Below are 12,834 nucleotides of genomic sequence, written 5' to 3'. Positions count from 1 at the left end.
GGTTGATTCTGCTTTATTTAATGAACCAAAGGTACGTAAATAATGACTTTTGAGATCACTGGAAACACCTATTTTACACTAAATAAAACCCTTAGTTTTTTTAGAAACAACCCTTAGCGCCACCGGCTATTGCTGACCTAATTTTGTAACCAGAATTATGGAAAAGGAAATACAAGAAATACCCTCAGATCAGTTCAATTTGCTCCAAAAAGAGAATGAGAGCTTAAAAACCGAATTAAACGGTCTAAAATTATATTTTACTGAACTAGAAGAAACTAACAATCATTTGATTTCAGCTACTTGGCGTGAAAGAGAAATGAAAAAAAAGCTCACTGAAACCTTAGGCGAGTTAAATAATACAAGACAAATTGTAGAAAGTCAAAATAAACGTATTACAGAAAGTATTAATTATTCACGCAAAATTCAATTAGCAATTAACCCTACAGAACAGGATCTGTTAACATATAATCCAAATAGCTTCATTCTTTACCTTCCTAAAGATGTGATTAGCGGAGATTTCCCATGGTTATATGAAACAGGCGACTTTTTGTATTTGGCAGCAGTTGATTGCACAGGGCATGGAGTTCCAGGTGCAATGATGTCGATGATTGGTAATTTATTATTAAATGATATTACGAATGACGGTAAACTATTAAAACCATCAGTAATACTAAGACGTTTACACGAATCGGTTGTAAAAACATTAAAACAAGATTCTTCTGACGGAAATTCTAACGATGGCATGGACATTGGGCTTTGTTGCATTGACAAGAAAAAAGGTGAAGTTACTTTTAGTGGGGCTCACCGTCCGCTTTTCTTTTTAAGAAATGGAAGTGTTGAAGTAATTGGTGGGGATAAATTTCCTATTGGTGGAATGCATTATAAAGGCTTAAACTCTTTTACCGATCATACGATTACTTACCAAAAAGGTGATTCCATATTTTTATTTACAGATGGATTACCTGATCAAACTGGAGGTCCAGAAAAAAGGAAACTAATGACACGCAATTTAAAAACATTTATGGAGCAAAATGCAAGCCTGTCGATGCAAGATTTTAAATCAACCTTATATACTTATCTCAACGAGTGGAAGGGCACCAATAAACAAGTTGATGACATTTTAATTATGGGACTAAATTTTTAACAATGAATATAGATTTAACAAAAAACATTTACGATAGAATGGTATCACAACAGTTTGTGATGTCGATTATGGGAAGTTTTAATCAAAGCTTATTGCTTTCGCTTTTAAACATTACCGATAAAAAGCTTTCCAGTTTGGAGATTGATGGAAGTATTAAGAAAAAGATTTTTCATTTTATGATTGAATGCGCGCAAAATTTATCGCGTATTGAACAAAGTAATGATCTTGCAGGTGATAACATCTTTTTGATTGGTAAGAACAACGATCAATATACCGTGCATCTTGGAACTTCCATGAAATCTTCTGAAACTTCTAAAATACAAGAGTTATTAAACATTGTGAATAGCCTTGAAACAGAAGAAGTAAAAACCAAGTTTTATAGCGAATTAGTTACCAAAGAATTGGTAAATCAAAATCCATTACTAATGAGTTTACTTGATATTTCGAAGAAAACAAAAGAAAAAATCAATTATGAATTAATTCAGATTGATGAGCACAGCACATTTTTATCATTCAAAACAACCATATCCAATTTAAAACTTACTGATGGAATCTACAATTAATATATACGATATCTACAAAACCATGTCTGAGAATAAGATTATTCTTATTTATCAGGGACTTTTTGATCAAGCAATGATTAAATCGGTAATTTCTATGACAGAGAAAAAACTCATTCAAGAAAATATAGAAGAAGGATTGCGCCGTAAGTTATTCAACGTTATGGTTGAAGGTTTGCAAAACATCAGTAAGCATCAAATGGTAAGTTCAGAAAACAATCAAAATCCATTTTTAATGATTGGAAAAGATGAGACTTCCTATAATGTAGTAACAGGTAATTTTATCCGTAACGAAAAAATTTCCGTCGTAAAAGATAAAATAGACTTTATAAATACACTTAATAAAGAAGAATTAAAAGAACATTACAAGACGGCCCGTTTAAACAGTATAATTAGTGAAGTTGGCGGTGCCGGTCTTGGATTTATAGACATGGTGAGAAAATCTGGAAACAGACTTGACTATAAATTTTATGTATCAGATGCAAACCTTTCTTTTTTTATTCTACACAGCAAAATCAGTAACAACTAAAAATAATTTAAAACCCCGTAAAACAATTTATCATGCAATTACTTAACATTACAGCAACAGAAGACACTCCGGAAATCACTTTTAATGGAGAAACTAATGAATTTATAATCTCAGGACGCTCTTTACCAGAGGACGTAACCACTTTCTACAAACCAGTTTTTGAATGGCTAGAAGCCTTTTCGGAAGAAACAACACCAACAACAAGCTTTAAATTTAAATTGGAATATTTTAATACTGCGTCTTCAAAAATTATTTTAGATATTCTTATGAAACTAGAAGACATGATGGAGTCTAAAAATTCTCAAATTAATATCGAATGGTATTATTTTGAATCAGATGACGACATGTTGGAAGCAGGAGAAGAGTACAAAGAATTAGTTGAGATTCCATTCAATTTAATTGCTTGTTAAAAATGAAAACTCAAATTCGCACCAACGTTTCAGCCTTTGTTGGCGATCTGCGCAGACCCGAAAGGAGTGTTTCTAATAGTGGTGAACTTTTCCTAGGAAAAACATTTATAAATAATAAAGAGATAATGCAAATTATCTCTGTTCTTTCCGGCAAACATTCAAACGGAAAAACAGTAAATATAAATGATGTTGAAACTAATAATCCGATTTCAGGGTTTTATATTTTCACATTACTTTTTCATCAATATTTTAATGATTGTTTTGGAAAAATGGACGCTGAGTTTGAGAAAAAAATCGATGCTTTACAAACCGCACTTATCATTGATAGTGAGGATAGAATCCAACTGACTGAGTTTTTTCTGAACCAGGAAGCATTTACAGATAAAAAGAATGCAGTTTATTTTACAAATAATAGAAAAACAAATTCGACCAAATATTTGGGAGCGAATGTTATGTATGCGGCAAACAGAAACAATGAAGTAGTTTATTTAAAATATTTCAAAAATTTCGATTTATTCCTATCTAAAACATTTGTTAAATGTAAAAACCCTTATCATTTTATCGAAGAAACTTTAAATATGGAATTAAATATAATTCACGCAAGCAATTATTTTATGGATGACTTCGGATATAATACATTTGATGAAGTAGTCAATTCAGTTAGAAGTCATCAACCTTATCAGTACTTTGAGTTAGCCGCGACTGCAAATACGCCGAAAATTGTTTTAGATCCAATAGATGGTAAAGTTATTATAAGTGGATCTTCTTCACCTTTTTCTCCAACAAATTTTTTCACACCAATACTTGAGTGGTTTGATAATCATAGAAAGCTGGGAGATAAGCCTCTGGAGATCTATATTATTTTGGATTATTTTAATACCTACACTTCCAAGTTTTTAGTTCAATTATGTCGTAAATGCGACGCAATGGCAAAAGAAGGGAAGGGCCCTAAAATCTTTTGGTATTTTGACCCTGAAGATACGGATATGCGCGAATTTGGTGAGCATTTGGGTGGTATCTACAAAAAAGGATTTGAATATTGTATAATTTCTGATGGGGTAGAAGAGTTGGTATGAGCGAAGAAATTTTAAAAGCGTTGATGCAATTATTTGCCATCATCGCTAAGCAAGACGGTGTTTTATTGGATGATCATGAAAAATTTGTGGGTGACTTTTTGTCTTCACAACTAAGTATCGACCGTGTTAGCGAATACATGGTGTTGTACAATGATTTTTTAGGTGACGTTAAAACAGAATCTCCAAGTGCTGATGCTAAAGATAAAGCACGTACTTCTATGAAGGATTCAGTGCGTACACTGGCTATTTGTAAAAAAATCAACAAGACTTTAGCACAAAAACAAAAAACAATTGTACTCATACGTTTATTGGAGTTCTTTAAAAACGACTCACAAAAATCAACAAATAGAGTTCAGATAGTTGAAACTGTGGCAGATGTTTTTAAAATTGAAAAACAGGAATTTCTGGACATTAAAAATTTTGTATTTGAACCTAAAGATGAAACTAACGAAAATGAAATTGTTATTGGAGAAGAAGAATTCAAAAATAGCTGTAATTGTAAGCACTATCTTCCTTTTCAAAATTACAGTGGTAATTGTAAGTTTATTTATATTCAAAGCATTAACATTGTTATTTTAAAATACCATGGTAATGTAGAGTTGTTTTTAAATGGTGTTGTTATTAAACCGGAAAATATTTATTTATTTCCTCATGGTAGTACATTACGTTTGCCACAAACAACGATCTATTACTCAAATATAATTTCAAAATTTACCGAAGACCTTTCAGGTGAAGCTTTTTCATTCGATGCACATATTATCGAGCATAAATTTCCAAATGGAAAAAAAGCTCTAAATGAACTAAAGATTGCCGAAACATCTGCCAATTTAGTTGGTATAATGGGAGCGAGTGGTTCAGGTAAGACTACTTTGTTAACATTGCTTTCGGGTCAAGACAAGCCTTCGAATGGTAAAATAGAAATCAATGGGGTTGATTTAAATTCTGGATCTAATGATTTAAAAGGTGCTATTGGTTTTGTTCCTCAAGACGATTTGTTAATTGAGGATTTAACGGTTTATGAAAATTTATTTTATAACGCTAAATTATGTTTTAAGGATTTAAATGAAGAAGAACTTAATCAAAAAATAAGTAAGACGCTTATCTCATTGGGCCTAGAAGAAATTAAAGGCATTAAAGTTGGGAGCCCGCTTAATAAAAAGATCAGTGGTGGTCAACGTAAGCGTTTGAACATTGCCTTAGAACTTATTCGTGAGCCTCATGTATTATTCTTAGATGAGCCTACTTCAGGTTTATCATCAAGAGATTCAGAGAATGTAATGGACTTATTGAAAGAACTTACGTTCAGAGGTAAACTGATTTTTGTTGTAATTCATCAGCCTTCATCAGATATTTTTAAAATGTTTGATAAAATATTAATACTAGACACTGGCGGATACCCTTCATATTACGGAAATCCGATTGAGGGTGTTATGTATTTTAAAAAGGTGACCAACCAAATCAATAGTGAAGTAGGGGAGTGTTACGCTTGTGGAAGTGTGAATCCTGAAACGATTTTTAATTTAATTGAACTAAAGGAAATTGATGAATATGGTAATTATACTGCCAAGAGAAAGATAGAGCCACTAAAGTTTTACGAATATTACAAAGAGAAATTTTTAAGTAAAATAGAGGTAAAACCGGTGTTAACAAAACTACAAAGCACATTTAGTGTTCCGAATCGTTTTGTTCAAACTAAGTATTTTTTTCTCCGCGACTTATTTTCGAAGCTATCAAACAAACAATACATCTTAATTAATTTAATTGAAGTGCCCGTTTTGGTTATGTTTTTAAGCTTAATCATTCGTTTTATTGATAAAACCAAATCTGAGGGTTACACGTATTTTCATAATACCAATATCCCGTCTTATTTTTTCATGTCTATTATTGTTGCGCTTTTAGTGGGATTAACAATTAGTGCAGAAGAAATATACAAAGATCAGAAAATACTTAAACGTGAAAAGTTTTTGCACTTAAGCAGACTTTCGTACCTCTCATCCAAAGTAATATTATTATTTGCTATTTCAGCTATACAGTCTATTTTGTTTGTTATAATTGGTAATGTGATTCTACAGATCTATGTAAACTATTTTAGTTTTTTCTTTGTTCTGTTTTCTGTTTTTTGTTTTTCAAACATACTTGGTCTCATTCTCTCTTCAACTTTTAATAGTCCAGTTACAATTTATATCATTATTCCTCTAATCATTATTCCTCAATTAATTTTAGGAGGTGCTATGTTTAGTTACTCCAAATTGAGCAGTCTTTTTGGTGGAGGACATAAAGTTCCAGGAATTGCAAACGTAATGGTATCGAGGTGGGCGTATGAGGCGTTGGCGGTAGATATGTATGTTAATACACCTTACAATAAGGAAAGATTTATCTATTCCAAATTAGAAAGTAAGTTTAATTACAAATTGGTTTATTTAATACCAAAATTAGAAGAGATTGTAAAGGAAAGAAGTAAGGAATTAAAAGAAAATTTTGATCAACGGACTCAACTTATTAAATCTGAATTAGAGAAGGATTTAGTTGAATCATCGAAACTCGGTTATAAAAACAAACTTCCCGATTTTATCAATAACGAGTCAGTATTAAATTATTTGCAGGCTTTAAATGTGTTCTACAGTGAAATGTTCAATCATGCGTCTGAAATTAAGGAGATAGCAAATGCTAAACAAATTGCTGAATTAGGAGGCGAATCGGAGTTCGAAAAATTAAAATTGAAGTATTTTAATAATAGTTTGGATGAGATAGTTACAGGGAGTTTGGAGAAAGAAAAAATTGTTATTGAAAACAACTCCCTTGTGCAAATAGTTGATCCGATTTTTCAAGAACCAAGCTCTGAGAACACATTTGTTGGTACTAAGACACATTTCCTTTCAGCATCTAAATATTTGTTTAACTCTTTGGTACCAACCTATTACTTTAACCTTTTTGTTATTTGGTTTATAAATGTCCTTTTATTCCTAATCCTCTATTTTGACGTATTCAAACGGATTTTTAATAAACTAAACTAATGGAAAAACCTTATAAAAATTAAATATAACCTTAATAAATAAAACGGACCGCGGGCTCTATTTTTGCAAAGTAATGGTAATGGTAGTGAACTGTGAAAAAAATGAGTCAAAGGGCCCTATTACGAATAGAATAAAACAAAACTAATAAAAATGAAAAAAACAATTACAATCCTATTATCTGCTGTTATACTTATGAGTTGTGGCGATTCTAACAAAGCAGATCTGGAAGCTGCGTTAATGAATCAGCCTATTGAAAATACTCAAAATGTTTCTATATCAAGAGACGTTTTGGATGAAATGATGCAGACATTGCCATCACCAATTGAGACTGCTAATTTAATCACGCAAGCGAAAAGCAGTTTTGATAAAACATTATTAATTCCTGCACAAAATGCTGTAAACTTTCCTAATAAATATGCTCAAGCATTGGCTTTGGGAGGTTACGGTGTGGATTTGGGTTATATTAACCTTAATAATAAAATGCTTTATGTGGTGGAGTATTTGGAGAGCGTGAATACTATTTCCAAAGAATTAAAAGTGAATCAGTTTCTTGATTTCTCAACATTGAATAACCTTGCTAAAAACAGAAATAATGTAGATTCATTAATTCGAATTTCTACCGAAAATTTCAATCACATTGACGAGTATTTGAGAAGTAAAGAAAGAGGTGATCTTAGTGTACTTATTCTTGTCGGCTCTTGGGTAGAGGGACTTCACATGTTTAACAACATTGCACGTCACAATCCTTCACCTGAGATTACAAAAAGAATAGGTGAACAAAAAATAATTATCAATAACATTTATGCCATTCTTAATAAAATTGATAAAGTAGCTTATTACCGTGAACTGAAAGAAAAATTAAAGGGGTTAAAAGACGTTTATGCTAACGTGAAAATATCTTATGTTTATAAGGAACCAATTACAAAAGAAGTAAATGGCGAATTAGTTATTGAAGACGGTTCTGAATCGGTAATTGAAATGACAAAAGCTGATATGGACGCCATTGATAAAGAAATAACAAAATTAAGAAATTCAATTTTCATAGTTTATAAATAAAGAAAGTAGATTGCTTTCTATTTAATCATTGAAAAATTATTAAAATGAAATTAGTAATAAGATCCAAAAGTCTTGTCTTTGTCTGCACTTTGCTCTGTGTATTCATAACTTGCTCAGCTTTTTATAGTTTAAAAAAGGGCGATTGCAGTAATTCACAAATGACGGCCTTAGCAGTAGACCAGTTAAAAAAATTTACTCTTTTGCAAGAATTTCCTTTTTACATGAAGAAAAAAAAGGGAAGCGCTTCAATTGAATATAAAAAACAAGTAATCACTTTAAATAGGGGTGTTCGGTATAAGTTTTTTGCAGTTAGAAACAAAGATTATGAAGGACAACCAATACTGACTATTTATAACAACGAAAAGCAGGAATTTATGTTAGGGTCAACATATAATTCCACATTTAAAAAATTCTACAATGAATTGGAATTCGAATGCAAAACAACTGGAAATTATTGCCTTTCGTTTAGTTTTTTAGATGGTGAAGAAGGTTGTGCCTTAGGTATTTTTTCTTCTTTAGTTAATGATTAATCTCAATTAATATACAATCATGATAAGAATAACAATTATAAGTCTTTTAATCATAGCAAATTCTATTGTTGCGCAAAACCCGCTCCTAAAAGTTTATGTGAATACAAAAGAAGTAAGTAAAACAGAAGTACCGGTTTACGCCTTTGTAAAAGCCAACGGTAGATATTATTCAATACTGAAGGAAAAAGCAATTAGTCTTCCAGAAGAAGTGGAGTACCACAATATTGAAGCTTTAAAATTTATTGTTAAAAAGGATACAATTAATTTTTCAATCAATAAACTTCTTGAAGATCTAAAAAAACATCCTGAAAAAAACATGGTAGATGAACTCTATTCCATATTCAAGGAAATTTCAAAATGGGAATTAAGGATCGATAATTTTGTATATAAAGGTAAAGGACAATTGAGTCATTCAGATGGAAATTCTAATAATAAGAAAGAAACTAGTAATGACTACACCCTTTACAGCTTGCGAACTACAAGTTTTAAATACTATGTTGTTAAGGGGTAGACATAAAAGATAGGATAAAAAAGTACGTCTCTGCCTACAATTCAGTTTCAGAATATGAAAACCAAATATTTTCTTTTTTTTTCAATTTTATTTATTGCTGTAAGTGATTTTACAGCACAAGCAACATGTTCTTACAAATACCGTAAACGAATTACATTCAATTCTTCTCAAGTTTCTGGAACTACTGATTTAATTGATTTTCCTGTAATAATTAGCATTACAAATGATAACAATTTAAGAGTTACCAGTTCTGGTGGACACGTTCAAAGCGCTAATGGTTACGACATTATTTTTACTTCAAGCGACGGTGTTACAGTCTTAAATCACGAACTCACAAGTTATACAAGTACTAACGGTAGTTTAGATTGCTGGGTGAAAATACCTTTACTGTCAGTATCTATTGACACAGATATTTATATGTACTATGGTAATTCAGCTGTTACAACCGATCAGTCAACAACAAATACCTGGAGTAATGGGTTTGTTGGCGTTTGGCATTTTGATAACGACGTAAATAACTCAACGGCTTTAACATGGATGAATGGTACAAATTATAGTACGTCAAATAATGCTACCGCAAAGTTTGGAACGGCCAGACGTTTTCAAAGTGGTTCTAGTCAATACATTGATGTTAGCCCATACAATTCAGCATATAATTTATTTAGCGATTTAACGGTATCTGCATGGCTACGACCAAGCACAATTGGTATTGATCAAAAAATAGCCGGAAATGAAGATAACGTTAATGGAGGCTGGAAGTTTGGTGTGTATACAGATAACAAAATTGAATTTGAAATAAGGAATAGTTCAAATAGTCCCTCCTTAAGTCGTTCAGCTTCTGGTGGTACTCCTATAACAAATAATACTTGGCACTATATTGTAGGGCAATATTCAGATCCAGGCGATTTTATTAATACCTATTTGAATGGATCTTTGGATAGGAACTACTCAACTACAGCTTCCTGCTGGAGTTCTCCGGGGACAATGAAAATAGGTAGAGAACCATTTGCCTCAACGGCATTTTTAGACGGTAGGTTAGATGAATTAAGACTTTCAAATGTTATTCGTTCTGCAGGTTGGATTGCAACAGAATACAACAATCAAAACTCACCAGGGCCAGGAACGTTTTATACAATTTCATCTGAACCAAAAGAATGGCTCGGTGGATCAAGTACGGTTTGGTCAACAGGGGGTAATTGGTCAGGAGGCTCTGCACCTGCTGCCTCTACTGATATAATAATTTCTTCTGGTACTTTTGATCCAATTTTAAATGCAAATTTGCAGCTAAATTCTGTAATGATACGCAGTGGTGCTACTTTGTCTTTATCAAACCGCACACTTTCAATAGCATCCGATGTAATGAACTGTGGCGTTATAAATGGAAGTACAGGGAATCTTGTTTTAAACAGTACCTCATCAAATATTCAAGTTCAAAATTTATCAGGCTCGGGCACATACAATCTTAATAATCTTACAATCAACAATACATTCTCTTCACCCTCGGTTGTGTTAAATAACAGTGTTGGTGTTGCAGGTAGTCTTGTTCTTACTTCAGGAATAGTTTACACAAGTGCAACAAATATTCTAGCATTAGGTACATCCGCGACTTCGAGTAGTGGTTCGTCAAGTAGTTTTGTTTCTGGACCAATGTCTAAAGTTGGTACTACAGATTTTATCTTTCCAATAGGTAAAAATAATAAATGGCGAAGAGCTTCAGTAACCAGCATCTCGGCATCTTCAACTTTTAGAGCAGAATATTTTGATACGCCTTACGCAAACTCAACTACTGTTAATGCTCCTTTAAACAATGTTAGTAAAATGGAATATTGGCAAGTGGATAGAATAGTTGGTGCTGGTAACGCTAAACTGGCGTTGTATTGGGAAGATGCTTCTGCAAGTGTAATAAACAACTGCCCTGATTTAACTATTGCTCGGTGGAATGGTGCTTCTTGGGATGAACGCGCGGGTACAACCGTTGGTGGTTCTAGCTGCTCTGGCACAGGATCAGGAAATGTGCTTTCAAATGCTGTAATTACCGCTTTTAGTCCGTTTACATTTGCCTCTAAATTAGGTGGTGTAAATCCCTTGCCTGTTGAGTTAAGTAATTTTTCAGCTAGTTGTGGAGATGAAGGGGTTGAAATAAAATGGACGACCCAAAGCGAATCTAATAACGACTTTTTTAAATTACAAAAAAGTAAAGATGGTTTGGAATGGCAAAATGTAAAAAATATTGTAGGGGCTGGTAATAGTCGTTCAGAGAAGGAGTACACATTCTTAGATAAAGTTTATTCTAACGAAATAAGCTACTACAGTATTAGTCAGGTTGATTTTGATGGGACGGAGAAACGATATAAATTAATTAGTGTCGCCTGCGGAAAAAAGAAAGATGGAAAAGTAACCTTGTTTCCCAACCCTGTAATTACTGAACTTAATTTTGATTTAAATTCATTAGCCTATAATGGAGAATGTCAAATTAAAATAGTGGATAATTTGGGAAGACTTTGTCAAGAATTCGAATTTTATCTAAACCCAGAAAACTCAGCAATAAAAATGCCAATTAATTTAAAATCAGGATACTATTTTGTCCAGATTTTTTCAGGTAAAACTTTGGTATGTTCTAACAGAGTTATAGTGCAAGCAGAACATTAGAAAATGTTTCTTTAGAACTCAGCTTTTAATTTTTAAAACAGGGTTTCCCCTTGAAACCTTCTGTAGACAGACCGAAAACGAATTATTTATTAAAAAAGTGAGGGGTTATCAACAAAACAGGACTTTTTTTTGGCATAGGTCTTGTTTAACACGTTAAGGCAGCTTATGTTTGCAGCACAATAATTGTTTAACCTTAAAAAATAAAAAAATGAACAAAGAAGAATTAGTTGATGCTATCGCATCTGGTTCAAAGCTTACAAAAGCTGACGCAGGTCGTGCATTAGCTGCAACAATCGCAGCGATCGAAAAATCTTTAAAAAAAGGTGATCGTGTTGGTTTAGTAGGTTTTGGTGCTTTCTCAGTAGCAAAACGTGCTGCACGTATGGGTCGTAATCCTCAAACAGGAAAAGCGATTAAAATTGCTGCTAAAAAAGTAGTAAAATTTAAAGCTGGTGCTGATTTAGCAACTGCTGTAAATAAAGGAAAATAATTTTCTGCATAGAAAATTTTATAAAAAAAGCGCTAAGAAATTAGCGCTTTTTTTTGTTCCATTTCTTTATGTACTTAATGGAGAATCTTCGTTATTTTATTTACAATCCCCTTCTGGCGTGCAAACCGTTCCGTCAGCAGATTTCTTAATTGCATTCGGATTAGACTTTGCATGTTCTTTCCACGCTTTGGTCAAGGTTTCTAAAAACACTTTTGAATCCTGTGCTCCCGATACGGCATATTTACGGTCAACCACAAAAAAGGGAACGCCGTTCACACCAATTTGTTGTGACTCAGCAATGTCTTTTTTTACTTCTTCAGAAAAGTCTGTTCCTTTAAGAATTGTTTTTATAGCATCGCCATCCAAACCAATTTCCGTTCCTAGCTGAATGAGCACCGCGTGGTCTGCGGTGTTTTTACCTTCTGTGAAGTATGCTTTGAATAAAGCCTCTTCAGCAGCGTCGCCTTTGTTTTTTGTCTTGGCGTATTGAATAAAACGGTGTGCGTCAAACGAATTGGCAACAACAGCCTTATCAAAATTATAGTTTAAGCCAACCGAACTTGCCATGTCAGTTACATACTTAATAGTATTGCGTGTATATTCCATTGTCCAGCCTTTAGTTTCTGCTAAATGCTGCACTGTATTTTTACTAGGATCAGTTTTAAGTTCTGAATTTAATTGGAAACTTTTCCAAACTATCTCTATATTTTCTTTATTGTCAAACTCATTAAGTGCCGCTTCAAATTTACGTTTGCCTATATAACAAAATGGACACATTACGTCAGACCAGATTTCTACTTTCATTTTTTCCTTTTTTAAAACTGTGTTATTCTTTTTTTGTGAGAAGCTATCTACACTACTTAAA

At 32.7% G+C, this 12,834-nt stretch carries 12 protein-coding genes; 11 read left to right on the top strand and 1 reads right to left on the bottom strand.

All coding sequences use genetic code 11. The features are described 5' to 3' along the window. Window positions 1–157 precede the first annotated feature (157 nt). From P2086_RS17220 to P2086_RS17170, 11 genes are all read left to right on the top strand, one after another. Window positions 158–1,144: a PP2C family protein-serine/threonine phosphatase gene (locus P2086_RS17220; protein WP_317898001.1), complete on the top strand. Its 987-nt coding sequence runs from the start codon at window positions 158–160 to the stop codon at window positions 1,142–1,144. 2 nt (window positions 1,145–1,146) lie between these two features. Next, window positions 1,147–1,707, top strand: coding sequence for a DUF6272 family protein (locus P2086_RS17215; RefSeq protein WP_317898000.1), 561 nt, complete (start codon window positions 1,147–1,149; stop codon window positions 1,705–1,707). After that, on the top strand, window positions 1,691–2,233 hold the full coding sequence (locus P2086_RS17210; RefSeq protein WP_317897999.1) for a SiaB family protein kinase: 543 nt from the start codon (window positions 1,691–1,693) through the stop codon (window positions 2,231–2,233). The genes P2086_RS17215 and P2086_RS17210 overlap by 17 nt, the downstream gene beginning before the upstream one ends. 32 nt (window positions 2,234–2,265) lie before the next feature. Continuing rightward, window positions 2,266–2,643, top strand: coding sequence for a DUF1987 domain-containing protein (locus P2086_RS17205; protein ID WP_317897998.1), 378 nt, complete (start codon window positions 2,266–2,268; stop codon window positions 2,641–2,643). Window positions 2,644–2,645: 2 nt separating this feature from the next. Continuing rightward, on the top strand, window positions 2,646–3,719 hold the full coding sequence (locus P2086_RS17200; protein ID WP_317897997.1) for a DUF1987 domain-containing protein: 1,074 nt from the start codon (window positions 2,646–2,648) through the stop codon (window positions 3,717–3,719). Then, a complete protein-coding gene (locus tag P2086_RS17195) occupies window positions 3,716–6,733 on the top strand; it encodes an ATP-binding cassette domain-containing protein (RefSeq protein WP_317897996.1) in 3,018 nt (1,005 codons plus the stop codon). Before P2086_RS17200 ends, P2086_RS17195 begins: the two co-directional genes overlap by 4 nt. A 150-nt stretch (window positions 6,734–6,883) precedes the next feature. Further along, window positions 6,884–7,789, top strand: a complete 906-nt coding sequence (locus P2086_RS17190; protein ID WP_317897995.1) for a hypothetical protein — start codon at window positions 6,884–6,886, stop codon at window positions 7,787–7,789. Window positions 7,790–8,010: 221 nt separating this feature from the next. Then, complete coding sequence (locus tag P2086_RS17185) at window positions 8,011–8,319, top strand: hypothetical protein (RefSeq protein ID WP_317897994.1); 309 nt, start codon at window positions 8,011–8,013, stop codon at window positions 8,317–8,319. A 19-nt stretch (window positions 8,320–8,338) separates the two neighbouring features. Then, a complete protein-coding gene (locus tag P2086_RS17180; protein WP_317897993.1) occupies window positions 8,339–8,830 on the top strand; it encodes a hypothetical protein in 492 nt (163 codons plus the stop codon). Between the two features lie 54 nt (window positions 8,831–8,884). Then, complete coding sequence (locus P2086_RS17175) at window positions 8,885–11,479, top strand: DUF2341 domain-containing protein (protein WP_317897992.1); 2,595 nt, start codon at window positions 8,885–8,887, stop codon at window positions 11,477–11,479. A gap of 208 nt (window positions 11,480–11,687) precedes the next feature. Next, window positions 11,688–11,969 (top strand): HU family DNA-binding protein, encoded by a 282-nt coding sequence (locus P2086_RS17170; protein WP_317897991.1) that lies wholly within the window; start codon window positions 11,688–11,690, stop codon window positions 11,967–11,969. 96 nt (window positions 11,970–12,065) lie between these two features. Here the strand turns inward: P2086_RS17170 and P2086_RS17165 are convergent, their stop codons facing one another. Beyond that, a complete protein-coding gene (locus P2086_RS17165) occupies window positions 12,066–12,773 on the bottom strand; it encodes a DsbA family oxidoreductase (RefSeq protein WP_317897990.1) in 708 nt (235 codons plus the stop codon). Window positions 12,774–12,834: the final 61 nt, after the last annotated feature.

This window comes from Aurantibacillus circumpalustris (assembly GCF_029625215.1).
GTDB lineage: Bacteria > Bacteroidota > Bacteroidia > B-17B0 > Aurantibacillaceae > Aurantibacillus > Aurantibacillus circumpalustris.
The sequence above is the reverse complement of the archived record's forward strand: the minus strand, read 5'-3'. Positions and strand labels throughout refer to the sequence as shown.